The organism is Nocardioides pantholopis (assembly GCF_003710085.1).
Taxonomy (GTDB): Bacteria; Actinomycetota; Actinomycetes; order Propionibacteriales; family Nocardioidaceae; genus Nocardioides; species Nocardioides pantholopis.
In genome coordinates, this window is sequence record NZ_CP033324.1 from 3186265 (window position 1) to 3210661 (window position 24397).

A 24397-nucleotide genomic window follows, 5' to 3' on the forward strand; every position below is an offset into this window, starting at 1 on the left:
CGGCGGGCAGGACGCTACTGCGGCGGCGTGCCGGTCCCGCGGCCCAGACGGATCGCGGAGACCAGGAAGAAGACGCCGCCGAGCGTGGCGTACCCGGCGAGGGCGGTGAGCGAGGCGTCCGAGCCGCCCGCCATCGCCACGAAGCCGGCACCCGCGAGGACCGAGATCGCGCCGCTGAGGATCATCGGCCACTGACCGCCCTCCCGGCGCCGGCGACCGGCGACGACCAGCTGCACGAGCCCGGCCGCGATCGCCCAGGCGCCCCAGACCCGCAGCACGCCCGGGATCCCCGAGGCAGCGGCGACGGCCAGGCCGACCGCGGTGAGCACGCTCAGCGCCAGGTTGAGGTACAGCAGGCGGCGCAGCCGCCCGGCGGCGGCCCGGAGGTCGACGATCGCCGCGGCGGCGTCGAATGACGGGTAGAGCACCAGCAGCGCGGCACTGACCGGGGTGATGGTCGCGCCGGTGACGGCGAGCAGGGCTGCCCAGACGACCGCGAAGCCGAACCGCGCGTAGTAGAGCCGGCGCAGCCGACCGGGGTGGGTGCCCGCAGGGGTCTCGGGTCCGGCGACGGTGGTGTCCACCGGGGTGTGGCTGGTCATGAGCTGCCTCTCCGCGCGGCCCCGACGTGGAGCCAAGTAGATAGAACGATCGGTATATCTCGAGCCTGACGCATCGGCGCGACCTTGTCAAGACCGATCGTTCTGTCTGCTAATCTGGCGAGCCGGAGACACCGAGCGAAGGAGCACGTTGATGTCGGAGGCGCGGGCGCGACTGCTCGACACGGCGAGCCGGCTCTTCTACGCCGAGGGGTTGCACTCGGTCGGCATCGACCGCATCGTCGCGACGGCCCGGGTCACCCGGGCGACGCTGTACCGGCACTTCCCGAGCAAGGACGACCTCGTGGTCGCCTACCTGACCGAGGCCGACCAGGCCCTCCGCGCGCGGTTGGACGCCGCTCGGGCCGCGGACGCCTCCGTCGACGACATCCTGCGCACCGTGGCCGAGTCCATCGCAGAGGACCTGCGCCGGCCGGGCTTCCGCGGCTGCGCGTTCCTGAACGCCGCCGCGGAGTACCCCGATCCGGCCCATCCGGTCCACCGGGCCGTCCTGGAGCACCGCGAGTGGTTCCTGACCACGATCACCGGGCTCTTCGCCGAGACCGGGAAGCCCGACGCCGAGCCCGCCGGCCGGCACTTCGTCATGCTGCGCGACGGCGCCATGGCCGCCGGCTGCCTGACCGACCCCGCCCCGGTCGGCGAGACCCTGCTGCGCGGCGTCGAGGGGCTGCTCACCTACCGCAGCCGCGGCGGGCGGGCCGACTCCTAGGGGCGCCTCCCGGGCCGGGTCCGCTGGCTAGTGGGTGATCACGACCTTCAGGGCCTTCGTCTGGGCCGCGTTGCTGAACGTCTCGTAGGCGTCGAGGATCTGGTCCAGCTTGAAGTGGTGCGTCGCGAAGCGCTCCGCCGCGAGCTTGCGCTGCGCGACCAGCTTGAGCAACATCGGCGTGGTCGACGTGCTGACCAGCCCCATGGTGATCGCGATGTCGGAGATCCACAGGTCCTGAAGGTTCAGCTCGACCGGCCCGCCGTGGACCCCGACGTTGGCGACGGTGCCACCGGGGCGCACGATCTTCGTGCACGCGTCGAAGGTCGCGGGCACGCCGACGGCCTCGATCGCCACGTCGACGCCCAGCCCGTCGGTCATGGCCATGACCTGCTCGACCCAGTCGTCGGCCGCACTGTCGACCTGCTCGGTAGCCCCGAAGCTGAGCGCCCGGTCCCGCCGGTTCTCGTCGAGGTCGAGAGCGATCACCCGGGCGGCCCCGTACAACCCCGCGGTCATCATCGCGGCCAGCCCGACCGGGCCGGCGCCGACGACCGCCACGACGTCACCGGGCTTCACGCGCCCGTAGCGCACCCCGATCTCGAAGCCGGTCGGCAGGATGTCGGAGAGCATCACGGCCTGCTCGTCAGTGACGCCCTCCGGCACGAGGTAGAGGGAGTTGTCGGCGAACGGGACCCGCACCAGCTCGGCCTGCGTGCCGTCGATGAGGTGGCCGAAGATCCAGCCGATGCCGCTCGCGCCCTCGTCGGCCAGGCAGTGCGCGTAGAGCCCCTCGTGGCAGTACGAGCACGCGCCGCAGGCGCTGACACACGAGATGATCACTCGGTCGCCCACCCCGATCGTGGTGACGGCAGAGCCGACCTCGACGACCGTGCCGACACCCTCGTGGCCCAGGATCCGCCCGGGTTCGACCGCGGGGACGTCGCCCTTGAGGATGTGCAGGTCGGTGCCGCAGATCGTCGTCGTATCGGTCCGGACGATCACGTCGGTGGGCTTCTGGAGCGTGGCATCGGGGACGTCGTCCCAGCTCTTGTTGCCGGGACCGTGGTAGACGAGTGCCTTCATGGTGGTGCCTCCGTGGGGCGTCGGGGGAGAGTCCCGCGCGGTAGGAGCCGCTCCAGAAGGACCCTTCTCCTTCAAACTAGCCACGCACCCGGACGAACGTCCCCCGCCGAAACGGCCTGTTTCGTCAGTCGCCTGCGACGCCCGCCCCGTCAGACCACGAGGGCGACGACGAAGACCACCAGGCCGAGCAGCAGCAGGCCGAGCTCCACCCAGGCCGGCGTCCGCCGTACGTCGCGGGCCAGCGCGTCCTGCTCCGGGGTGCCGCGCTTGATGCCGCGGGCGGCCGCCGCGTCGGCGGCCAGCCGCCGGATCCGGTCCTCGACGAACGCCGGGTAGGACGCGGTCGGCTCCGGCTTGGTAGCCGCCCGGTCGCCCTTGCGCAACTGGCGCATGGTCTGGCCGACGACCGGGGAGACGTAGCGCTTCCCGCCCGCGCGGACGGCTGTGAACTGGCGCACCGCCACCTCCTCGATGGCGGCCAGCGGGATCTCGGTCGTCTCGAGCATGTTGCGCATCACCAGGGTCTCGCTGGTCACGGCCAGTCCCGGGCGCAGCACCGCCGACCACACCAGCACGCCGCCCACCACGGCGCCCACCACCACGGCGAGGTCCAGGCCGTCGCGCAGGCCGACGACGACCACGACCGCCGCCAGCAGGAGTCCGAGCACGCCCACCACCCGCCCGCTGGTCGGGCGGAACCGCTCGACCACCTCGGACGGACGACGCTCGCCGGGGGCGGGAGCCAACGGAACCTCCTGGACGCTGGGGGGGTGCTGGTGCGGTTTCTCGGACGGAACGACCGCGAGCCTATGCTGACGCCCGTGACCGCACCCACCGCCGCCGAGGTCGCCCGCGCGATCGACCACACCCTCCTGAAGCCGGAGGCGACCCACGCCGACGTGGCCGCCCTGGTCGCCGAGGCCGTCGAGCTCGGCACCTACTCGGTGTGCGTCTCCCCCTCGATGCTTCCGGTCGCCGTGCCGGCCGGCAGCGACCTCAAGGTCGCCGCGGTCTGCGGGTTCCCCAGCGGCAAGCACACCTCCACGGTCAAGGCCACCGAGGCCGCCGAGTCGGTCGCCCGGGGCGCCGACGAGATCGACATGGTCATCGACATCGGTGCGGCCCGGGAGGGCCGCTTCGACGCCGTCCAGGCCGACATCGCCGCCGTCCGCGCCGCCGCCCCGGCCCCCACCGTGCTGAAGGTGATCATCGAGTCCGCAGCGCTCTCCGACGAGGAGATCGTCGGCGCCTGCCGGGCCGCCGAGGCCGCCGGCGCCGACTTCGTGAAGACCTCCACCGGCTTCCACCCCGCCGGCGGCGCCAGCGAGCACGCGGTCCGGCTGATGGCCCAGACCGTCCCGACCCTCCAGGTCAAGGCCTCCGGCGGGGTCCGGACCCTCGAGCAGGCCCAGGCCATGATGGCCGCCGGCGCCACCCGCCTCGGAGTCTCCGGCTCCCGCGCGCTGCTCGGCGGCGCGGCGCCCGGCGGCTCCGGCTACTGACCGGTGCGCGCTCGCGCGATCGTCCTGGCGGGCCCGTCGGGATCGGGCAAGTCCCGCCTCGCCGCCCGCACCGGCCTGCCGGTGCTCCGCCTCGACGACTTCTACAAGGACGCCGGCGACCCCACGCTCCCCCGGATCGCCGAGGGCGCGAACGCCGGGCTGGTCGACTGGGACCACCTCGACTCCTGGCTGCTCGACGACGCCCTGGCGACCTTGGAGACGCTGTGCCGCGAGGGCCGGGCCGAGGTCCCGGTCTACGACATCGCGCACGACGGCCGGACCGGCTGGCGCACGCTCGACCTCGACGGGCACCACGTGTTCGTGGCCGAGGGGATCTTCGCCGAGCACATCGTCAGCGCGGCCTCCAGCCGCGGCCTGGTCGCCGCGGCGTACTGCATCCGGCGGCACCCGCTGGTCACCTTCTGGCTGCGACTGACCCGGGACCTGCGCGAGCACCGCAAGCCGCCGCTGGTCCTGGTGCGCCGGGGCCTGGACCTGATGCGCGGCGAGCGCCGGGTGGTGGCGGCCGCGGTGGCGCGGGGCTGCCGGCCGGTGAGCCCCGACGAGGCGTACGCCGAGGTGCGCGCGCTCGCGGACCGGCAGGACCGGCAGGACCGGCAGGACTGAGCGGCTACTGCCCGGACCGGCCCGGCCGGGCACCGAGCGCGGCGTACCCGGGCTTGACGACCTCGTCGATGAGCGCGAGCCGCTCGTCGAAGGGCAGGAACGCCGACTTCATCGCGTTGATCGTGAACCAGCGCAGGTCCTCGAGGCTGTAGCCGAACGCCTGGGCGAGCTGCCACATCTCCTCGGTCATCGAGGTCTGGCTCATCAGCCGGTTGTCGGTGTTGACAGTGACCCGGAAGCGCAGCTGCTTGAGCAGCCCGATCGGGTGCTCGGCGATCGAGGCCGCGGCGCCGGTCTGGATGTTGGAGGCGGGGCACATCTCCAGCGGGATCCGCTTGTCGCGCACGTACGCCGCGAGCCGGCCCAGCGTGACCTCGCCGTCCTCGCCGACGGTGATGTCGTCGATGATGCGCACGCCGTGGCCGAGCCGGTCCGCACCGCACCACTGGATCGCCTGCCAGATCGAGGGCAGCCCGAACCCCTCGCCGGCGTGGATGGTGAAGTGCGCGTTCTCGCGCTGGAGGTACTCGAACGCGTCGAGGTGACGGGTCGGCGGGTGCCCGGCCTCGGCGCCGGCGATGTCGAAGCCCGCGACGCCGCGGTCGCGCCACGCGACTGCCAGCTCGGCGATCTCCATGGACCGGGCCTGGTGCCGCATCGCGGTGAGCAGCTGGCGCACGACGATCCGCCCGCCGCTGGCGGCCATCCCCTGCTCGAAGCCGTCCCGGACCGCCGCGACGACCTCGTCGAGGGTGAGGTCGCCCTCGACGTGCTGCTCGGGGGCGTAGCGCACCTCGGCGTACACGACGCCGTCCGCGGCGAGGTCCTCGACGCACTCGCGGGCGACCCGCGTGATGGCGGGCCCGGTCTGCATGACGCCCACGGTGTGGGCGAAGGTCTCCAGGTAGCGCTCCAGCGAGCCGGAGTTGGCCGACTCGGCGAACCAGGCGCCCAGCTTCTCCGCGGTGTCCGCGGGCAGCTGGTGCCCGCAGTCGGCGGCGAGCTCGAGGATGGTCTGCGGGCGCAGGCCGCCGTCGAGGTGGTCGTGGAGCAGGACCTTCGGCGCAGCGAGCACCTCATCGCGGGTCAGGGCGGTAGGTTCGGCAGCGCTGGAGGTCATGGCGTCATCCAACCATCGCCCCCGGACCAGCCCGACATCCCCTGACAGCCCCTGACGACGAACGAGGAGTCCCTGCGATGCGCGTGTTCAGCACCGTCGACGAGATCGCCAAGGCCATCGGCGAGGACCTCGGCTCCTCGGACTGGCTGGAGGTCGACCAGGCCCGGGTCGACGCCTTCGCCGACGCGACCGGCGACCACCAGTGGATCCACGTCGACGCCGAGCGCGCCGCGTCCGGCCCCTTCGGCGGCACCATCGCGCACGGCTACCTCACGCTGTCGCTGATCCCGTTCCTCGGCCAGGGCGTCTTCTCGCTGGACACCCCCGGCGCGAAGCTGAACTACGGCGTCAACAAGGTCCGCTTCCCGAACCCGCTGCGGGTCGGCAAGCGGATCCGGGTGACCGTCTCGGTCGCCGGCCTCACCGAGCTCCCCGCCGGCCACCAGCTCACGCTCAAGCACGTCGTGGAGATCGAGGACGAGGCCAAGCCCGCCTGCGTCGCCGAGACCGTCGTACTGCTCCTGGCTGGGTGAGACCCCCCGGGCGCTGCCGAAGTGCTGAGCTAAGCGGTGGTCCGCGCGCGGCCCTGAGCGCGGATGCGCGCCCGTTCGCCCTGTTGCCTCAGCACTTCGGCGAACGCCGTAGCGTGGCCCGCGGCTGGTCAGTCCCCGAGCAGGGCGAAGGTCGCGAGCGCGTGCACCAGCGACTTCCCGTCCTGCGCCACGTCTGCCTCGCAGACCGTCAGGTTCTCGCCACGCTTGCGGACCTCGGCCGTGACCACCAGCCGCCCCGGCTTGCCGGGGCGCAGGTAGGTGACCGAGAGCTGGCTGGTCGCCGCGGCCTCGCCGTCGGCCGCGCTGCGCACCGCGGCCCCCATGGTCGTGTCGACCAGGGTGGCGAGCATGCCGCCGTGCACGGTGCCGGCGGGGTTGAGGTGACGTTCGTCGACGTCGACCTCCAGGCGGGCCTCGCCGTCCTTGGCCTCGGGGGCAGGTGCGCCGATCAGGGCGCTGAATCCGGGATCGCTGTCGGTCACGCGGGGCCAGTACCCAGCGCCGGGCCGACGCCACGCAGGGCTCGGGTGCTCCTCGGTCGCGCGTGCCAGTCTGATCCCACCCGGACACTCCTGGAGGTCACCCATGGCCGTCTCCTACCAGCTGGTGATCGACTGCGCGTCGCCCGAGCTGCTTGCGCGGTTCTGGGCCGAGGCACTGCACTACGTGCTCGCGCCTCCACCGCCAGGCTTCGGCTCGTGGGACGACTTCTACCGGTCGGTCGGCGTTCCCGAGGAGGAGCTCGGCGGGGGCCCGGACCGGATCGAGGACCCCGACGGCGAGGGCCCGCCCATCTGGTTCCAGGTCGTTCCCGAGAAGAAGTCGGTCAAGAACCGCCTCCACCTCGACGTGAACGCCAGCGGTGGCCGCGGCTCGGCGCTCGCGACCCGGCGCGAGCGGGTCGAGGCCGAGGCAACGCGGCTGATCTCGCTCGGTGCCACCCGCCGGCACACCGTCGACGAGGAGGGGCTGGACCACTACGCGGTCGCGTTGACCGACCCGGAGGGCAACGAGTTCGATGTCTACTAGCCGGTCTACTAGCCGCGGATCCTGTCCGTCCCTGCCTCGGCGAACCGGCTGACTTCCCCGGATCGGCGAGATCGACGGCCCGTGTCGGATCCGGCAGGCGCCGTTCGTGGGACTGGTGAAGACGGACCGACCGGGTCCGCCAGGACAATAGGAGCGCTCATGACCGAGTACCTCATCTACTTCAACCAGCAGTGGGTGGGCGACCACACCGAGGAGTGGTTCCGCGGGCGCGCGCCGCTCGCCATGGCGGTGGTGAACGAGATGAAGGCAGCCGGCGTCTACGTCTTCGCCGGCGGGCTGGAGGAGGACGCCCCGGCGTACACCGCCGACGCCACCAGCGGCACCACGCTGATCACCGACGGGCCGTACGTCGAGACCAAGGAGTACCTCGGCGGGCTCACCGTGATCGACGTGCCCGACGAGGAGACGGCCACGATGTGGGCGGGCAGGGTCGCGGAGGCCTGCGGCTGGCCCCAGGAGGTCCGCCGCTTCGGGACGCCGCCCCGGGTCGACTGAGACCACGCTGCTCGAGGCCGCGAGCCGCAGCAACGGCGGTGTTGCGTACCTCATGCGTGCGTCGACAGCAGGGTCGGTGGCGAGGTGCGCTAACTTCTCCTCTCTGACCCGGTACGAATCGGGTGAGGCAGGCGTGCGCTCTGCGCCGGCGGTCCGAGGCTGGAAACCTCCAGATCCAGCCTTGGAACCTCCGGAGTTGTCTGTATGTCCTCAGCACTGCCCTCTTCTCGCACCCGCTGGTGGGCCCTCGTCGTCCTCGGCCTCACCCAGCTGATGGTGGTCCTCGACGGGACCATCGTCGCGATCGCCCTGCCGGCGGCGCAGGCCGACCTGAGCATCGATGACGGCCAGCGTCAGTGGGTCGTCACCGCCTACGCCGTCGCCTTCTCCGCGCTGCTCCTCCTCGGCGGGCGGATCGCCGACTTCTGGGGCCGCAAGCGCACCTTCATGGTCGGCATGGTCGGCTTCGGCGCGGCCTCGGCCTGGGGCGGGCTGGCGCAGTCGGGCGGCGAGCTGATCGCGGCCCGCGGCCTCCAGGGCGTGTTCGCGGCGCTGCTGGCTCCCGCGGCCCTGGCGATGGTCGCCGTCCTGTTCCCCAGCGGCCGTGACCGCAACATCGCCTTCGCCGTCTTCGGCATCATCGCCGGCACCGGCGCGGCCTTCGGCTTCCTGCTCGGCGGGGTGCTGACCCAGTACGCCGACTGGCGCTGGTGCCTGCTGGTGAACCTCTTCTTCGTCGTCGCGGGACTCATCGGCGGCAAGTTCCTGCTCCTCGAGAGCAAGGCGGAGGGCGACACCCGCTACGACGTCCTCGGCACCGTCCTCGTCGCACTGGGCCTGGGCGCCCTGATCTACGGCTTCGCGCGCGCCGAGCACGGCTGGGGCGAGGCCGACACGATCGGGTTCCTGGCGTCCGGCGCGGTCCTGATGGCCGTCTTCGTGTGGTGGCAGGGCCGCACCTCCCACCCGCTGCTGCCCCTGCGTGTGGTCCGCGACCGGGTGCGCGGCGGCGCCTTCCTGCTGCAGGCCTTCGTCGGCGTCGTGATGATCGGCGCGATGCTCTACCTGACCTTCCACTTCCAGATCGTGCTCGGCATGAGCCCGGTCGCCGCCGGCTTCGGCAACGTCGCGATGACTGTCGTCATCATGGCGACCGCGCCGATCTCCACGAAGCTCTTCACCACCTTCGGCCCCCGCGTCGTGCTCACCGTCGGCCCGCTCCTCGCGGCGGCCGGGCTCTTCTTCCTCAGCGGCATCACCGCCGAGGGCAGCTACTGGTCCGAGGTGCTCCCCGGCCTGGTCGTGATGGGCCTCGGCTTCTCGCTGATCTTCGTGCCGCTGCAGAACCTCGCCCTCTCCGGCGTCGACCCGCACGACGCCGGCGTCGCCTCCGCGCTCGCCAACGCCTCGATGCACGTGGGCGGGTCCATTGCGGTGGCGGTGTTCACCGCGCTCTACAGCTCCTCGGTGACCGACGCCCTCACCCAGGGCACCGACCGGATGCCCGCGCTCGCCGGCGGGTACGGCGACGTCCTGTTCGCGGCGGCCTGGGTGATGGTGCTCGGCGCCGTGACCTCGTTCGCACTGATCCGGCGGCCCGCGCTCCAGCTGATCCCCTCCCCCGACACGGTGACCCCCGCCCACTGATCCACGCGATGCGTCCGTCGGGGCCGGCGGGTCGGCACTCCCATGGCAACGGTGATGATGCACGCAGTGGTGTCCGTGGACGGCTTCATCGCCGACGAGCACGATGACGTGGGGCCGCTCTTCGACTGGTACTTCAACGGCGACCTGCCGGTCACCGAGGAGGCAGCCGAGGAGCGCCACGCGCCGTTCCGGGTCGGCGAGCGCTCCTACGAGTACCTCACCTCGATGTCGCCGGCATCGGCGCCATCGTCCAGGGGCGCCACCTGTTCGACCTGACCAACGGCTGGGAGGCCGACCCTCCGGCCGGGGAGCACCTGATCGTGGTCTCCCACCGCCCGAAACCGGAGGGGTGGCATCCCGAGGCCGACGTCCCGTTCTTCGACGACGTCGCCGCAGCCGTGGCGGACGCCCGGGAGCGCGCCGGCGACCGGGTCGTCGCAGTCTGCGCCGGGGACGTCGGAGGGCAGGCGCTCACGCTCGGCCTCGTGGACGAGGTGGCCATGGACGTCGTTCCGGTCGTGTTCGGCCGGGGCAAGCCGTACTTCGGCCCGGTGGACTCTCAGCACCTGCTGGAGGACCCGAGCGTGTCGTCCGGGGCGACCGGGTGCTCCACCTGCGCTACGACGTACGTCGCTGACCGTGGGCGGCGGTCGAGGCGTCCGGTCCGCTCAGTCTGGGAGCCGTAGCCTCTCGTCGGCGCCGAGCTCGTCGCCGGCCAGGTCGAGAGTCGTCGCGCAGGAGCCGTCGGCCAGCTCGCAGCTGACTATCTGCCACCGCCGAACCCCGCCGGCGCCTGCACCCGGGGCCGTGCCGCGGACGAGCACCAGGTGGAACGAGCCGTCGCCGAAGGCAGCCTGGGCCATCGCGTCGTTCACGCCCAGGCTCGGGAGCTGCAGGGGCACCCTGTCGCCGCTGGCCGTGTCATACACCCGCCAGTCGTCGGGCCCGTCCGTGCCGTCGCCCAGGCCGCCCCGCTGGGCCAGGACGTAGCGCCCGTCGGGCGAGACCGCGCCAGCGCCGCCGCCGGGTACGGCGGTCACGGGCCCGTCGGCGTCGCCGTACTCGAACGTCGAGTCGGCCAGGTCGGCGGAGCGCGTGAGGATGGTGCCGCCAGCGGCGTCGACCACCCACCGGTCCGAGTACGGCGAGGCGCGCAGCGGCTCTCCGGGCTCCCAGATCAGGTCGCCGCCCGGGGTGCGGACCCAGACCGTCTCGCCGTCGACGGCGACCACCTCGGTCCGCTCCTCCCACGCGCCACCTGTCGACTCCGTGGCGGGGAGCACCTCGCGGCTCACCTCTCGACCCTCGGCGGTGTCGTGGACCACGAGCTCGGCGACGTCGCCGGTGGTGTCCACCCAGGCGGCCCATCCCGAGGACAGCGAGGCCGCGACCGGGTAAGGCATCGGCTCGGTCTCGCCGACCGCGCGGGTGCGTCCGAGGGAGTCGACGTGTACGACGTCTCCCTCGAGGTCGACGTAGACCGCGCCGTACTGCTCGTTCTCCGCCACCCTGGCGTGGGACGCGATGACCCGGTCGACCTCGTCCTCCCCGTCGTTGCCGACGGTCGTGCGGTCCAGATGGAGTACCTCGCCGGCGGACCAGGAGATCTCGACCGGGTTCTCGACGACCGGCCCCGGGGGACCCAGAGGGCGTACGTCCTCGGGGCCGCGGTCCTGACCGGTGACGAGCACGATCGCCAGCACGCTGGCTGCGGCGGCGCCGGCACCGGCGACGAGTCCGCCGCGCACCCGGCGGCGCCGCGCCCCCGCCCGGGCCACGACGGCGTCGACCGGCGGCGCGCCGACCGGGATGCTGGCCCACTCGGCGCGGAGGAGCTCGGTGACCTGCTGCTCGTTCATGCGGACTCCTCGCTCAGGTGCCGGCGCTCGACCGCGGCCAGCGCGCGGGAGACCCGGCTCTTGACGGTGCCGACGGCGACTCCCAGGACCTCGGCCGTCTGCGCCTCGGTCAGATCGGCGCCGAACCTGAGCACCAGCACGCTGCGGTGATCGGCGGAGAGCCCGGACAGCGCCGCCACCAGGGCCGACCGCTCGGCCACCTCGGCGTCGAGCGTGGCTGTCCGCTGGCGCTCCGGCTCCGGGAGGGACTCGGTCGGCTCCTCCCCCCACCAGCGCCGCCGGCGGCTCGTGGCCCAGCAGTTGAGGAGCGTTCGGTAGACGTACGCGTCGACGTCGTCCGCCGCCCGGACCCGGTCCCACGACCGCAGGCAGCGGGCCAGCGCGGTCTGGGCGACGTCCTCCGCCTCGTGCCGCTCGCAGCCCAGCGAGACCAGCGTGCGCACCAGGTCCCCCCACCGCGCCTGCATGTACGCGGCAAAGTCCTCGTCTCGCGACCGGGGATCCCTCATGCCCGTCAGACCACCCAGGCCCGGCGAAGGGTTCCCACCGGGTCGCACGGCTCAGCGCGGGTCATGGCGCGCAGTATGACCGCGCCCGGGCCGGAGAAACCGGCCCGGAAGGAATCCCCACGCCCCCTCCCCCGTTGGGCCGGGTGACGACCCGCACCGACCCAGGAGGCAACACCCCCGTGAGCCAGCTCTTCACCCCGATCACCCTTCGCGACGTCACCGTCCGCAACCGGGTGTGGGTGGCGCCGATGTGCCAGTACTCCGCCGTCGACGGCGTACCCAACGACTGGCACCTGGTGCACCTGGGCTCGCTCGCGCGCGGCGGGGCGGGGCTGGTGATCGCGGAGGCCTCCGCCGTGGTGCCGGAGGGCCGGATCTCGCCGGAGGACACCGGGCTCTGGAACGACGAGCAGCAGGCCGCCTGGGCACGGATCGTGGAGTTCGTGCACGGTCAGGGCGCCACGGCGGGCATCCAGCTGGCGCACGCCGGCCGCAAGGCGTCGACCGTCGGTCTCACCGGCGGGCGCGGCGCCGTCGCCGACGCCGACGGTGGCTGGCGGCCGGTCGGGCCCTCCGCCGAGCCGTTCCCCGGCCTGCGCGAGGACCCGGAGCCACTGGACCTCGCCGGCATCCAGCGCGTCGTGACCGCATTCGGTGACGCCGCGGAGCGGGCCCTCGCCGCGGGGTTCGACGTCCTCGAGGTGCACGCCGCCCACGGCTACCTGCTGCACGAGTTCCTCTCGCCGCTCTCCAACCACCGCGACGACGAGTACGGCGGGTCCTTCGACAACCGCGTCCGCCTCGTGCTCGACGTGGTCCGCGAGGTCCGCTCCCGGGTCCCCGTCGGCGTGCCGGTCCTGGTCCGGCTCTCCGCCACCGACTGGGTCGAGGGCGGCTGGAGCGCTGACGAGACCGTGCGGCTGTCCGCGCTGCTGCGTGAGGAGGGCGTCGACCTGATCGACACCTCGTCGGGCGGCAACGTGCCCGCCGACATCCCCCTCGAGCCGGGCTACCAGGTGCCGTTCGCCCGTCGCATCCGCGCCGAGGCCGGAATCCCGAGCGGCGCGGTCGGTCTGATCACCGAGCCCAAGCACGCCGAGGAGATCCTCACCGAGGGCTCCGCCGACGTGGTCCTGCTGGCGCGCGAGCTGCTGCGCGACCCGCACTGGCCGCTGCGGGCCGCCCGCGAGCTCGGCGAGACCGGCGACGCGCTGTGGCCGGCGCAGTACCGCCGCGCCGCGCGGTAGGACTGCTGACCGACGGCGCGGGTCAGCCGATCCGGTCGATCACGATCGAGCCCGGCTCGTACTGCGTGCCCGCCGCCGCCACGTCGTACCCGCCCTCGAGGGAGGCCAGGGCCCGCTCGAAGCGCTCCGGGGTGTCGGTGAGCAGCGTGAACAGCGGCTGGCCGGCGGTGACGGCGTCCCCGGGCCGGGCGTGCCAGACGACGCCGGCGCCGGCCTGCACCGGGTCCTCCTTGCGGGCCCGGCCGGCGCCGAGGCGCCAGGCTGCCAGCCCGACCGACATCGCGTCGAGCCGGGTCAGCACCCCGGTCGCCGGCGCGGGAACGACGTGGGACTCGCGGGCCACCGGCAGCTCGGCGTCGGGGTCGCCGCCCTGGGCCGAGATCATCCGGCGCCACACGTCCATCGCGGAGCCGTCGCGGAGCCGGTCGGCGGGATCGATGTCGGTGATCCCGGCGCCGGCGAGCATCTCCCGGGCCAGCGCCACCGTCAGCTCGACGACGTCGGCGGGCCCGCCGCCGGCGAGCACCTCGACCGACTCGGCGACCTCGATCGCGTTGCCGGCGGTGCGGCCCAGCGGCGTGGCCATGTCGGTGAGCAGCGCGACCGTGCGGACGCCGGCGTCGGTGCCGAGCGCGACCATGGTCTCGGCCAGCTCGCGGGCATCGCCGAGGTCCTTCATGAACGCCCCGGACCCGACCTTCACGTCGAGCACCAGCGCGCCGGTGCCCTCCGCGATCTTCTTGCTCATGATCGAGGACGCGATCAGCGGGATCGCCTCGACGGTGCCGGTGACGTCGCGCAGCGCGTAGAGCTTCTTGTCGGCGGGCGCGAGGCCGTCGCCGGCCGCGCAGATCACGGCCCCGACGGACTCCAGCTGGGCGAGCATCTCCTCGTTGCTGAGGGTGGCCCGCCAGCCGGGGATCGCCTCGAGCTTGTCCAGGGTGCCGCCGGTGTGGCCGAGCCCCCGGCCGGACAGCTGCGGCACCGCGACGCCGCACGCGGCGACCAGTGGCGCCAGCGGCAGCGTGATCTTGTCCCCGACCCCGCCGGTGGAGTGCTTGTCGGCGGTCGGGCGGGACAGGGAGGAGAAGTCCATCCGCTCCCCCGACGCGATCATCGCGGCGGTCCAGCGGGAGATCTCGCGCCGGTCCATGCCGTTGAGCAGGATCGCCATCGCCAGCGCCGACATCTGCTCGTCGGCGACCCCGCCGCGGGTGTAGGCGTCGACCACCCAGTCGATCTGGCTGTCCGACAGCGTGCCGCCGTCGCGCTTGACGGAGATGACCTCGATCGCGTCGTGCTGTGACATGGGAGGAGGGTACGGCGCGGCGCGGGCCGGCTCCGCATCGCGGTGCGGGGCCTGCGCGCGCCGGGGCCGGCGGTTGGCCACCGCCCCTCGGGGTAGGACCCACCCGTCGGGTCGAGCGTGTCGACCCCTGGCTCTGAGGATGACCCATGACGAAGATCTCGGTCCTGCTGGCGGCCGCCGTGCTGCTGGTGGCCCCGCTCGCCCCGGTCGGCGCGGTGAGCGCAGCCCCCGCGCCCGTGGCGCGCGAGTCCGCCGTCGCGCAGGAGCGGCTCGGCTCCGAGCGGACCGCACCGGCCGCACGGAAGGCGAAGCCCTGGAAGTGCGGTCGGTGGACGCACGGCATCTCCCAGTCCATGCGCTGGTGCGTCCGCTTCCGGTCGATCAAGCCGGTCGTGAGGCAGGACGGCAAGGACCTCCTGCACAACAACTTCAAGAAGCCGAAGAAGATGCACTGCTCGCTCTCCAAGGGCACGACCCTGGGGTTCAGCGTCGAGGGCACCGTGGAGGCCGAGGCGGGCGTCGTCTTCGCCAAGGCGAAGACCTCCGTGACCGCCGGCGTCTCGGGCAGCACGACCACCACCAGCGAGACCGGCGCCGAGTTCCGGGTCAAGGGCAAGGGCTGGGCCTACTGCGCCCGCGGACACGCGGCGTTCCGGGTCAAGGGCCGGACCTCCCAGCACATCTGCGGCGGCACCAAGTGCATCCGCCGGCCCGGCAACAAGGTCAACACCCTGCTGCCCTCCAGCCCGTTCTTCGAGATCGGGCCGGGCCGCGACATCAACTGGAAGCGGTTCCTCCCGAAGGCCTGAGCCACGGGCCGGTCGCCGCCGGGTCAGCCGGCGGCGACCGGCACTCGGTGGTAGCCGCGCAGCACGAACGTGTCCCGGCTCTCGGGCTCGCCGGCCAGGGCGAGCTCCGGGTAGGTCGCGACCAGGGCGGCCACGGACTCGGCGAGCTCCATCCGGGCCAGCGGGGCACCCAGGCAGAAGTGCACGCCCACGCCGAAGGCGAGGTGGTTGTTCGGCGTCCGGTCGACGAGGAACTCCTCGGGCCGGTCGAAGACCGCCGGGTCGCGGTTGGCCGCGCCGAGCAGGGCCGCGATCCGCTGCCCCCGCTCGACCACGACGCCGCCCACCGTCACGTCCTCGGTGGCGGTGCGTTCGAAGAGCTGGAGCGCGGAGTCGAAGCGGAGCATCTCCTCGACGGTCGCCGGGACGTCCGCCGCCGGCCGCAGCCCGCGCCGCAGCATCGCGACCAGGCCGTTGCCGAAGACGTTGACCGACGCCTCGTGCCCGGCGTTGAGCAGCAGCACCACCGCGGCCACCACCTCATCGTCGCTCAACTCGGTCCCGGCGAGGTCGGTGATCAGGTCCTCGGCGGGAGTTGCCCGCCGCTCGGCGACCAGCTCGCGCACCAGCCCGTCGAACTCGCTCGCGGCCCGGACGGCCGCGTCGACGGTCTCCTGCGCCGGGTCGACCTCGTACATCCGCACGATCGCCTGGGACCAGTCGCGCAGGTCGTGGGCGTAGGAGGACGGGACACCCAGCAGCTCGGCGATCACGAGGACCGGCAGCGGCTCGGCGTACTGGCCGATCACGTCGAACCCGGCGCCGTCGGTCTCGGCGAGCAGCCCGGCGGCGAGCTCGCGCACCCGCGGTCGCAGCCGCTCGACGTGGCCGCGCGCGAAGGAGCTGGCGACCGGACGGCGCAGCCGGGTGTGCACCGGCGGCTCGTTCTCCATCATCTGGTTGCGGTGCAGCAGGTTGAACGGCTCCAGGTACGCCGCCGGCTCCCGGTCCGTCCAGAGCCGGCCGAGCCGACGGTCGCGCTGGACCGCCGAGACCGCCGCGTGGGAGAACGTCAGGAACATCCCCGACGGCTCGTGCCACGCGACGCCGCCGGTGGCGGCGTGCCGGGCGCGCTCCTCGGCGAAGTGGGGACAGGGATCGGCGACGACCTCAGGAGCCGTCAGGTCGATCGAGGTTGTCGGGACCGAACGCATCGGGAAGCACCTCATCCATCGTCCTCACGCCCGAGACCGTCCACAGCAGGAGGTCCCGGCCGCCGTTCTCGAACAGCAGCTGCCGGCAGCGGCCGCACGGCATGATGATCTCGCCGTCCCCGTCGACGCAGACGAAGTGGGTCAGCCGTCCGCCGCCGGTGAGGTGCAGCTGGGAGACCAGCCCGCACTCCGCGCACAGCGCCACGCCGTAGGAGGCGTTCTCGACGTTGCAGCCGACGACCACGCGCCCGTCCTCGACCCGCGCGGCCGCCCCCACCCGGTAGTGGGAGTACGGCGCGTAGGCGTGGGCCGCCGCCGCGACGGCGGCCTCCCGCAGGGAGTCCCAGTCGACGCCGGCGGCCGTGCTGCTCACCCGGCGCTGCCCTTGCGGTAGACCAGCCCGTCGGCGGCCGGCATCCGCAGGTTCTGCGAGGCGAAGGCCAGCACGAACAGCGTGGCGACGTACGGCGCCATGCCGGTGAACTCGCTCGGCACGCTGTCGGTGGTGGCGAACCAGGCGATGAAGGCGACCGCCAGGCCGAGGGTGATCACCGGGGTGCGCGCCGCGGACGCCAGGCGGCGCAGCGCCAGCACCAGCGCCACGACGGCGGCGACGGCGAGCAGCGCGGCCAGGACGTGTCGCGCCCAGGTCGGCAGGGCACCGAACGTGTCGGCGGGCCCCACCAGCCAGAAACCGACCGCCAGGACCAGCGTGGCCACCAGGCCGGCCAGGAACTCGACGTTCCCGACCACCATCCGCGCGACGCCGCCGACCCCGGGACCAGCCTGGTCGTGCACGGTGAGCGGCTGCGCGGCGGCGCGCCGGAGCTGGACCACGGCCACGATCACCAGGATCACGCCGATGACCAGCAGCAGCGCGTGCAGCGCGTCGGTGCCCCCGCGCAGCTGGATGGCGGAGGTGTAGCCGAACAGCGCGGCGCCGGCGAGCAGCCCCGCGGGGCGCCAGTTGCCGAAGATCATCGCGGCCAGGCCGATGTAGCCCAGGCCGCCGGTCATGCCGTTCTGGTAGCCGGGTGCGGCCACCAGGGCGAGGTAGGCGCCGCCGAGGCCGGCGAAGCTGCCGGAGATCGCGACCGCGACGAACTTGTAGAAGTAGACCCGAACGCCCAGCGTCTCGGCGGCCGACGGCGCCTCGCCGACCGAGCGCAGCCGCAGCCCGAACGCGGTCGACCAGAGCAGCCAGCCGGTGCCGACCACGAGGACCAGTGCCAGCACGGTGAGCAGCGAGAGGTTGCGCGTCAGGGCGGCGACCACGGCGGCCAGGTCGGAGATCAGGAACCAGCCCTTCCCGGCGAGGTCGCTCGCCGCGTCGGCGATCGGCCCGAGGGTGAACGCCGGCGGACGGTCGAGCGACGGGGACTGGGTGGGGCCGCCGCCGGGGAGGCCGGTGAACCAGGCCTGGGCCAGGAACGCCGCGAGCCCGGCCGCGATGATGTTGATCGCGACACCGGAGACGATGTGGTCGACCCCGAGGAGCACAGTCGTGACGGCGTGGACGACGCCGCCCACGAGCCCGAAGAGCAGCGCTCCGAGGATGCCGCCGAGGAAGCCGTAGTGGTAGCCGGCCCAGCCGGCACCCAGGGCCCCGACGATCATCATGCCCTCGAGGCCGATGTTGACCACGCCGGCCCGCTCGGACCAGAGGCCACCGAGACCGGCGAGCGCGATCGGCACGGCGGCGACGAGGGCGGCGCGCAGGGCGCCGGCCGAGGTCAGGTCGTCGGCACCGGTCAGGACCCGGACCAGGGAGACCAGGGCGAAGACCCCAAACCCGATCAGCAGGTAGCGGGTCAGCCGGCTCCGGCCGGTGGTCTCCGGCTCCGGCGCGGCCAGGGCGGTCGAGCCGGGCGGGATGGCGACACTCACGATGCCTCCTGCGGGACCGGGGCGGTGGGGGTCGCCAGCTGCCTGGCGACGGCGGACTGCTCGAGGCGCACGCGGTAGCGGCGGGTGATCTCGTAGGCGATGACGACGGCCAGCACGATGACGCCCTGGGTGACCTCGATGATCTCCGGGGAGATGCGGACCAGGATGTTCAGCGCGTTGGCCTGCTCGGAGAGGAACGCGAAGATCAGCGCGCCCGCGGCGATGCCCAGCGGGTGGTTGCGGCCCAGCAGCGCCACGGCGATGCCGGAGAACCCGATGCCGGACTGGAACGAGCTGCCGAAGTTGTGGGCCTGGCCGAAGAGGACCGGCATGCCGATCAGCCCGGCGACCGCACCGGAGAGCAGCATCGCGATCACGATCATCTTCTTGACGTCGACCCCCGAGGCCACGGCCGCGCTGTCCGAGGTGCCGGTGGCGCGCAGGTCGAAGCCGAACCGGGTGTGGGTGATGACCACGTAGTAGAGGACGCCCACGAGGACGGCCAGCAGCCCCAGCCCGTAGAACTGGGTGCTCCCCGCGTCGCCGATGAACGGCAGGTCCAGCCCGCCGACCCAGCTGGACTCGGGGACCGGCTTGGTGTTCGTGGCGTTGCCGGTCGTCACGCCGACCTGCTTGATCAGGTAGCCGACCAGGAGCGCCGCGATCGAGTTCAGCATGATCGTGCCGATCACCTCGCTGACGCCGCGGGTGACCCGGAGCAGCCCGGCGATGCCCGCCCAGGCAGCTGCCGACGCCATGGCCAGGACGACTGCCAGCACGGTGTTGGCGGGCCCGGGCAGCAGCGCCTCGCCGGCGACGACGGCCCCGACGAACGCGCCGATGCGGTACTGCCCCTCAACGCCGATGTTGAACAGGTTCATCCGGAAGCCGATGGCGGCCGCGACGCCGGAGAGGTACAGCACGGCGGAGTTGTTCGCGATGTTGACCAGGTTCCGGTCCCCCGGCCAGGTCAGCAGGGTCTCCCAGAATCCGCCGACGTCGGCGTCCGTGGCCAGCAGGAGCGCCGAGGCCAGGAGCCCGGCGATCAGCAGAGCCAGGGCCGGGGCCGCCAGCGCGAGGATGAGGCGTCTGCCCCGGTTCATGTGGTGCTCCCTGTTCCGGTCATGGCGGCGCCGAGCTCCCGGGCACTGACCTGGCGCGGATCGAACGTCCCCGTCAGCCGGCCCCGGAACAGCACCATGATGGTGTCCGACAGTCCGATCAGCTCGTCGAGGTCGGCCGAGATCAGCAGGACGGCCAGCCCTTCGCGTCGGGCGGTGCGGATCGAGTCCCAGATCGCGGCCTGGGCTCCGACGTCCACGCCGCGGGTCGGGTGGGCGGCCACGAGCAGCGCCGGCGAGCCCGACATCTCGCGACCGACGATGAACTTCTGCTGGTTGCCGCCGGAGAGCGCCCGGGCGGTCGTGTTCACGCCGGGCGTGCGGACGTCGTACTCCTCGATGATGCGCTGGGAGTCGCGGACCGCGGCGCCCCGGCGGATGAACCCCCGGGAGACCAGCGGCGGGCGGGTCTGGTGGCCCAGGATGCGGTTCTCCCAGAGCGGGGCGTCGAGCAGCAGGCCGTGGCGGTGCCGGTCCTCGGGGATCACGCCGATGCCGCTCTCGCGGCGGCGCCGGGTCGGCATCGAGGTGATGTCGGTGCCGTCGAGCAGCACCCGGCCGCTCGCGGTCGCCAGCATGCCCAGCACGGTCTCCACGAGCTCGGTCTGCCCGTTGCCCTCCACGCCCGCGATGCCGAGCACCTCGCCGGCGCGCACGTGGAGGTCGATGTCGCGCAGCAGCTCGCGCCCGTGCACGTCGAGGACCGTGACGTCCTCGAGCCCCAGCACGACGCGGTCGGTGACCGTGGAGTCCTCGGTGTTCGGCGAGGGCAGCTCGGAGCCGACCATCAGCTCGGCGAGCTGCCGCGAGGTCACCTCACCCGGCTTCACGGTCGCCACTGTCGTGCCGCGCCGGATCACCGTGATCTCGTCGGCGATCGCCCGGACCTCGTCGAGCTTGTGGGAGATGAACAGGATCGTGTGGCCCTGGGCCCGCAGCTCACGCAGGTTGTCGAAGAGCGCCTCGACCTCCTGCGGGACCAGTACCGCGGTGGGCTCGTCGAGGATGATGATGCGCGCACCCCGGTAGAGGACCTTGAGGATCTCCACCCGCTGCCGCTTGCCGACCCCGAGGCCCTCCACGAGGTCGTCGGGGTCGAGGTCGAAGCCGTAGGCCTCGGAGATCCGCCGGATCTCCGCGCGCGCCTTCGCGCCGATGCCGAAGGCCTTCTCGGCGCCCAGCACGACGTTCTCCAGGATCGTGAGGTTGTCGGCCAGCTGGAAGTGCTGGAAGACCATCCCCACGCCCGCCGCGATGGCGTCCGAGGGCGAGCTCATGTCCATGACGTGCCCGTTGACCTCGACGGTGCCGGAGTCCGGGCGCTGTACGCCGTACAGGATCTTCATCAGCGTCGACTTGCCGGCGCCGTTCTCGCCCACGATCGCGTGGATGGTCCCCGCCGGGACCTCGAAGCTCACGTCGTCATTGGCGATCACGCCGGGGAAGCGCTTGCCGACCCCCGAGACACGAACCGCGGGTTCCCCCGCCACAGCCGTCTGCATCGGTCCTCCTAGACCCGTCTCCATGCCCCACCCTCCGGACGTGGCGGACCCGGGGACAACCTAAGCGATCGTCCCCGGGTCCGCGACACAGCCCGTGCGCTGCTGATCAGGGAGCGGTGGGCACCTTGATCTCGCCGGACTTGATCTTCTCGGCGTAGCCGTCGAGGTCAGCCTTGACGTCGTCGACGAAGCCACCGGAGGTGGCGTAGCCGACCCCGTCGACCGAGAGGTCGTAGTTGGTGAACCCGGCCGGTGCCGAGCCCTCGTCGAACGCGGCGACGTACTCGGAGACCGCGACGTCGATCCGCTTGACCATCGAGGTCAGGATGTGCGCCTGCTGCTCGGACTCCGCCGAGAGGTACTGGTCGGAGTCGACGCCGATGGCCCACTTGCCCTCGCCGGCGGCGGTGACCGCCTGGAAGACGCCCAGGCCGGACTTGCCGGCAGCGTGGAAGATCACGTCCACGCCCTTGTCCAGCTGGCCCTCGGCGGCGGTCTTGGCGCCGGTCGGGTTCTCGAAGCCGGCCTCGCCGTCGTTGGGGTCCTCGGTGAGGTACTGGACCTCGACCTTGATCGACGGGTCGACCGCCTTGACGCCGGCGACGTAGCCGGCCTCGAACTTCTGGATCAGCTCGCCGCGGGTGCCGCCGACGAAGCCGACGTGCTTGGCCTCGGACTTCATGGCCGCGGCGGCGCCGACGAGGAAGGAGCCCTCCTGCTCGGCGAAGATCAGGTCGGAGAGGTTCGGCAGCTCGGCGATGCTCGAGGCGAAGCCGTCGACGACCACGAAGTTGGTGTCGGGCATCTCCTCGGCGACCTTGGCGGCGGCCGGGGAGTAGATGAAGCCGACCGCGATGATCGGGTTGAAGCCCTGCTCGGCCAGCGTGCGCAGCCGCTCCTCGCGGACGGTGTCGTTCTCCTCCTGCCCGGCCTCGGCCTCGATGCAGGTGGCGTCCAGGTCCTCGACGGCGGTGGTGATGCCGGCGTAGGCGGAGTCGTTGAAGGACTGGTCCCCGCGGCCGCCCACGTCGTAGGCCACACCGATCTTGGGGCCGTCGCCGTCGGCGGTCTTGCACACGTCCTCGGACGCGCCGCTGCCGCCGTCCTTGGCCTCGGGCTCGTCGTCACTGCCGCCGCATCCGCTGAGGACCAGCGCGCTGGCCGCGATCAGTAGTGCCGCCTTGCGAATTCCGCGCAAGACTCCTCCTTAGCTCAAGTGCGTCACTGGCGACGCAGGTACGGGCAGTACCTAACCATCCCGGCGCTCGATCGAAGCCATTGTCGCCCAGTTGTTACCTACCGGTGACCCGGGCCGGGGTGCCGGATCGGGCGGCTCAGGCGAGGGCGGCGGCGACGGCGTTCGCGAGCACCATCGCGCCGATGGAGACCGCCCGCTCGTCGATGCGCAGGTTTCCCTGGTGCAGGTCGTACGTCGGCCCGCCGGGGGTGCGGGTGCCCAGGCGCATCATGGCGCCGGGGACGTGGTCGAGGTACCACCCGAAGTCCTCGCCGCCGAGGCTCTGCTGGGTGACGACCGGCCCCTCGGCCCCGAGCACCGCGGTGGCGGCCTCGGCCAGCAGCGTGGTGGACCGGGAGTCGTTGACCACCGGCGGCACGCCGCGCTGGTACTCCACCTGCGCGTGCACGCCGTACGGCTCGACGATCTGGCCGATCAGCAGCGGCACCAGCTTCTCCGCCTCCGACCAGGCGATCGCGTCGAGCATCCGCACGGTGCCGCCGATCCAGCCGGTGCTCGGCACCACGTTGTGCGCGGCGCCGGCCCGCAGCACGCCCCAGACCACGCTCACGCCGGCCCGCGGGTCCAGGCGTCGGGACAGGATCGCCGGCAGCTCGGTGACGACCTTGCCGAGCGCGAAGGTGAGGTCCTCGGTCAGGTGTGGGCGCGAGGTGTGCCCGCCGGACCCGGAGAGCGTGACCTTGAGGTGGTCGGCCGCACCGGTGATCGGCCCCTCGCGCAGCCCCACGTGACCGACGTCGAGGCTGGGGTCGCAGTGCATCCCGAAGAGGCGGTCGACGCCGTCGAGGGCGCCGAACTCCAGCAGCGAGAGGGCGCCGCCGGGCATCACCTCCTCGGCCGGCTGGAAGAGCAGCCGGACCCGGCCGGGCAGCAGGCCGGCGCGGTGCACCTGCGCCAGGGCCAGGGCCGCTCCGACCACGCCGCTGGTGTGCACGTCGTGCCCGCAGGCGTGGGCGACGCCGTCGACGGTGCTCGTCCACGGGTCGTCGGTCAGGTCCGGGACCGGCAGCGCGTCGAGGTCGGCGCGCAGCGCCACCATCGGACCGCTGTCCCCCAGGTCGGCCAGCAGGCCGGTCCGCGGCAGCCGGGTGACCCGCCAGCCGGCCCGCTCCACGCACCGGGCGACCAGGTCGGTGGTCCGGGTCTCCTGCCAGGACAGCTCGGGGTGCGCGTGCAGGTCACGGCGCAGGGTGAGCAGCTCGGTCTCGTGGGCGGCGACGGTGGCCGCGACCAGCGAGCCGAGCGGGGAGCTGGAGGTGGAGTTGTCCGCAGGCATCCCCACCGAGGTTAGTTCACGCGGGCTCAGCGGCCGTCATAGGCCGCGAGAATCCGGTCGGCAGCGACCGTCGCCGGCAGGTCCCCAGCCAGGACCTGGGCGCGGACCTCCTCGCGGATCGCCCGGACGCCGGGCGCGTGCCGCAGCCGCTGGTCGAGCTCGTCGCGGACCAGCGCCCAGGTGAAGTCGAGCTGCTGGCGCGACCGCTTCGCGGCCAGGCCCTCGGCCCCGAGGTGGTCGCGGTGGGCCTGCACGCGCTCCCACAGGTCCTCGACCCCGACGTCGGTGAGCCCGGAGCAGGTGACCACCGGCGGCGCCCACTCGTCCTTGCCGCGCACCAGCCGCAACGCTCCCGCGAGGTCCCGGGCGGCCACTCGGGCCTCCTGCTCGCGGTCGCCGTCCGCCTTGTTGACGGCGATCACGTCGGCGATCTCGAGGATGCCCTTCTTGATGCCCTGGAGCTGGTCGCCGGTGCGGGCCAGGGTGAGGAACAGGAACGTGTCGACCATGCCCGCGACCGTCACCTCGGACTGGCCGACGCCGACGGTCTCGACCAGCACCACGTCGTACCCGCCGGCCTCGAGGACCGCCATCGCCTGGACGGTCGCGCGGGCCACCCCGCCGAGGGTCCCGGCCGAGGGCGAGGGCCGGATATAGGCGTTCGGGTCGACCGAGAGCCGTGCCATCCGGGTCTTGTCGCCCAGCACCGAGCCTCCGGTGCGCACGCTGGAGGGGTCCACGGCCAGGACGCCGACCCGGTGGCCGGCCGCGGTGAGCCGGGCGCCGAGAGCCTCGATGAACGTGGACTTCCCGACGCCGGGCACCCCGGAGATCCCGACCCGCACCGCCGGGGAGTGCACCCCGCCGTCCGGCTCGCCGGTGAGCCCGGTCAGCAGCTCCCGCGCCAGGGCACGGTGGGCGGGCTTGCCGGACTCGACCAGCGTGATGGCCCGGGAGACCGCCGCACGGCGACCCTCCCGGACCCCGGCGAGCAGCTCGGGGACCGTGGGCTGGGCCATC

At 72.9% G+C, this 24397-nt stretch carries 27 protein-coding genes; 11 read left to right on the forward strand and 16 right to left on the reverse strand.

All coding sequences use genetic code 11. From position 1 onward, the window contains the following. Positions 1–14: 14 nt before the first annotated feature. The gene (locus EBO35_RS15330) at positions 15–602 is read right to left on the reverse strand and encodes a hypothetical protein (RefSeq protein ID WP_241153725.1); all 588 of its coding nucleotides are present in this window, start codon (positions 600–602) and stop codon (positions 15–17) included. Positions 603–753: 151 nt separating this feature from the next. Here EBO35_RS15330 and EBO35_RS15335 point away from each other — a divergent pair, with 151 nt between their 5' ends. Beyond that, positions 754–1329, forward strand: a complete 576-nt coding sequence (locus EBO35_RS15335; protein WP_122818485.1) for a TetR/AcrR family transcriptional regulator — start codon at positions 754–756, stop codon at positions 1327–1329. 27 nt (positions 1330–1356) lie between these two features. On the opposite strand, the gene EBO35_RS15340 is transcribed toward EBO35_RS15335, so the two are convergent. After that, positions 1357–2412 (reverse strand): zinc-dependent alcohol dehydrogenase family protein, encoded by a 1056-nt coding sequence (locus tag EBO35_RS15340; RefSeq protein WP_122818486.1) that lies wholly within the window; start codon positions 2410–2412, stop codon positions 1357–1359. 149 nt (positions 2413–2561) lie between these two features. Next, positions 2562–3158: a hypothetical protein gene (locus EBO35_RS15345; protein WP_122818487.1), complete on the reverse strand. Its 597-nt coding sequence runs from the start codon at positions 3156–3158 to the stop codon at positions 2562–2564. Positions 3159–3233: 75 nt separating this feature from the next. Between EBO35_RS15345 and deoC the strand changes: the two genes are divergently transcribed. Beyond that, positions 3234–3914, forward strand: coding sequence for a deoxyribose-phosphate aldolase (deoC, locus tag EBO35_RS15350; RefSeq protein ID WP_396954352.1), 681 nt, complete (start codon positions 3234–3236; stop codon positions 3912–3914). Between the two features lie 3 nt (positions 3915–3917). Beyond that, positions 3918–4541, forward strand: coding sequence for an ATP-binding protein (locus EBO35_RS15355; RefSeq protein ID WP_122818489.1), 624 nt, complete (start codon positions 3918–3920; stop codon positions 4539–4541). Positions 4542–4545: 4 nt separating this feature from the next. On the opposite strand, the gene EBO35_RS15360 is transcribed toward EBO35_RS15355, so the two are convergent. Further along, a complete protein-coding gene (locus EBO35_RS15360) occupies positions 4546–5661 on the reverse strand; it encodes an adenosine deaminase (protein WP_122818490.1) in 1116 nt (371 codons plus the stop codon). A 77-nt stretch (positions 5662–5738) separates the two neighbouring features. On the opposite strand from EBO35_RS15360, the gene EBO35_RS15365 reads away from it, so the two are divergent. Next, a complete protein-coding gene (locus tag EBO35_RS15365) occupies positions 5739–6194 on the forward strand; it encodes a MaoC family dehydratase (RefSeq protein ID WP_122818491.1) in 456 nt (151 codons plus the stop codon). A 128-nt stretch (positions 6195–6322) separates the two neighbouring features. On the opposite strand, the gene EBO35_RS15370 is transcribed toward EBO35_RS15365, so the two are convergent. Next, positions 6323–6697, reverse strand: a complete 375-nt coding sequence (locus EBO35_RS15370) for a PaaI family thioesterase (RefSeq protein ID WP_206422577.1) — start codon at positions 6695–6697, stop codon at positions 6323–6325. Positions 6698–6800: 103 nt separating this feature from the next. On the opposite strand from EBO35_RS15370, the gene EBO35_RS15375 reads away from it, so the two are divergent. The 5 genes from EBO35_RS15375 (at position 6801) to EBO35_RS20055 (ending at position 10093) form a co-directional block, all read left to right on the forward strand. Further along, entirely contained in the window at positions 6801–7244 is a 444-nt protein-coding gene (locus tag EBO35_RS15375; protein WP_122818493.1) for a VOC family protein, read from the forward strand. A 159-nt stretch (positions 7245–7403) separates the two neighbouring features. Next, a complete protein-coding gene (locus EBO35_RS15380; protein WP_122818494.1) occupies positions 7404–7760 on the forward strand; it encodes a YciI family protein in 357 nt (118 codons plus the stop codon). Positions 7761–7964: 204 nt separating this feature from the next. Beyond that, positions 7965–9407, forward strand: a complete 1443-nt coding sequence (locus tag EBO35_RS15385) for an MFS transporter (protein WP_122818495.1) — start codon at positions 7965–7967, stop codon at positions 9405–9407. 51 nt (positions 9408–9458) lie between these two features. After that, on the forward strand, positions 9459–9683 hold the full coding sequence (locus EBO35_RS20050; RefSeq protein ID WP_241153726.1) for a hypothetical protein: 225 nt from the start codon (positions 9459–9461) through the stop codon (positions 9681–9683). Between the two features lie 44 nt (positions 9684–9727). Continuing rightward, a complete protein-coding gene (locus EBO35_RS20055; RefSeq protein ID WP_241153727.1) occupies positions 9728–10093 on the forward strand; it encodes a dihydrofolate reductase family protein in 366 nt (121 codons plus the stop codon). Here the strand turns inward: EBO35_RS20055 and EBO35_RS15395 are convergent. Further along, positions 10076–11266, reverse strand: a complete 1191-nt coding sequence (locus EBO35_RS15395) for a hypothetical protein (RefSeq protein ID WP_122818496.1) — start codon at positions 11264–11266, stop codon at positions 10076–10078. The genes EBO35_RS20055 and EBO35_RS15395 overlap by 18 nt on opposite strands. After that, positions 11263–11775, reverse strand: coding sequence for a SigE family RNA polymerase sigma factor (locus EBO35_RS15400; RefSeq protein ID WP_122818497.1), 513 nt, complete (start codon positions 11773–11775; stop codon positions 11263–11265). The genes EBO35_RS15395 and EBO35_RS15400 overlap by 4 nt, the downstream gene beginning before the upstream one ends. Before the next feature lie 179 nt (positions 11776–11954). Here EBO35_RS15400 and EBO35_RS15405 point away from each other — a divergent pair, with 179 nt between their 5' ends. Next, positions 11955–13022 carry an NADH:flavin oxidoreductase/NADH oxidase gene (locus EBO35_RS15405; protein ID WP_122818498.1) on the forward strand — a complete coding sequence of 356 codons (1068 nt, stop codon included), beginning with the start codon at positions 11955–11957 and terminating at the stop codon, positions 13020–13022. 22 nt (positions 13023–13044) lie between these two features. On the opposite strand, the gene EBO35_RS15410 is transcribed toward EBO35_RS15405, so the two are convergent. Further along, a complete protein-coding gene (locus tag EBO35_RS15410; RefSeq protein ID WP_122818499.1) occupies positions 13045–14331 on the reverse strand; it encodes a thymidine phosphorylase in 1287 nt (428 codons plus the stop codon). 146 nt (positions 14332–14477) lie between these two features. Between EBO35_RS15410 and EBO35_RS15415 the strand changes: the two genes are divergently transcribed. Beyond that, positions 14478–15140: a hypothetical protein gene (locus tag EBO35_RS15415; RefSeq protein ID WP_122818500.1), complete on the forward strand. Its 663-nt coding sequence runs from the start codon at positions 14478–14480 to the stop codon at positions 15138–15140. 23 nt (positions 15141–15163) lie between these two features. Here EBO35_RS15415 and EBO35_RS15420 read toward each other — a convergent pair whose 3' ends face one another. The 8 genes from EBO35_RS15420 to meaB form a co-directional block, all read right to left on the reverse strand. Beyond that, positions 15164–16333, reverse strand: coding sequence for a cytochrome P450 (locus tag EBO35_RS15420; RefSeq protein WP_122818501.1), 1170 nt, complete (start codon positions 16331–16333; stop codon positions 15164–15166). Then, positions 16290–16706, reverse strand: a complete 417-nt coding sequence (locus EBO35_RS15425; protein ID WP_122818502.1) for a cytidine deaminase — start codon at positions 16704–16706, stop codon at positions 16290–16292. Before EBO35_RS15425 ends, EBO35_RS15420 begins: the two co-directional genes overlap by 44 nt. Continuing rightward, entirely contained in the window at positions 16703–18220 is a 1518-nt protein-coding gene (locus tag EBO35_RS15430; protein WP_206422578.1) for an ABC transporter permease, read from the reverse strand. The genes EBO35_RS15425 and EBO35_RS15430 overlap by 4 nt, the downstream gene beginning before the upstream one ends. Then, on the reverse strand, positions 18217–19323 hold the full coding sequence (locus EBO35_RS15435; protein ID WP_122818503.1) for an ABC transporter permease: 1107 nt from the start codon (positions 19321–19323) through the stop codon (positions 18217–18219). Before EBO35_RS15435 ends, EBO35_RS15430 begins: the two co-directional genes overlap by 4 nt. Then, positions 19320–20843: an ABC transporter ATP-binding protein gene (locus EBO35_RS15440; protein WP_206422579.1), complete on the reverse strand. Its 1524-nt coding sequence runs from the start codon at positions 20841–20843 to the stop codon at positions 19320–19322. Before EBO35_RS15440 ends, EBO35_RS15435 begins: the two co-directional genes overlap by 4 nt. Positions 20844–20949: 106 nt before the next feature. Next, on the reverse strand, positions 20950–22041 hold the full coding sequence (locus EBO35_RS15445) for a BMP family lipoprotein (RefSeq protein ID WP_122818505.1): 1092 nt from the start codon (positions 22039–22041) through the stop codon (positions 20950–20952). A gap of 136 nt (positions 22042–22177) precedes the next feature. Beyond that, on the reverse strand, positions 22178–23377 hold the full coding sequence (locus EBO35_RS15450) for an amidohydrolase (RefSeq protein WP_122819839.1): 1200 nt from the start codon (positions 23375–23377) through the stop codon (positions 22178–22180). Positions 23378–23403: 26 nt separating this feature from the next. Further along, positions 23404–24396 (reverse strand): methylmalonyl Co-A mutase-associated GTPase MeaB, encoded by a 993-nt coding sequence (gene meaB / locus EBO35_RS15455; RefSeq protein WP_122818506.1) that lies wholly within the window; start codon positions 24394–24396, stop codon positions 23404–23406. Between the last annotated feature and the right edge of the window lies 1 nt (position 24397).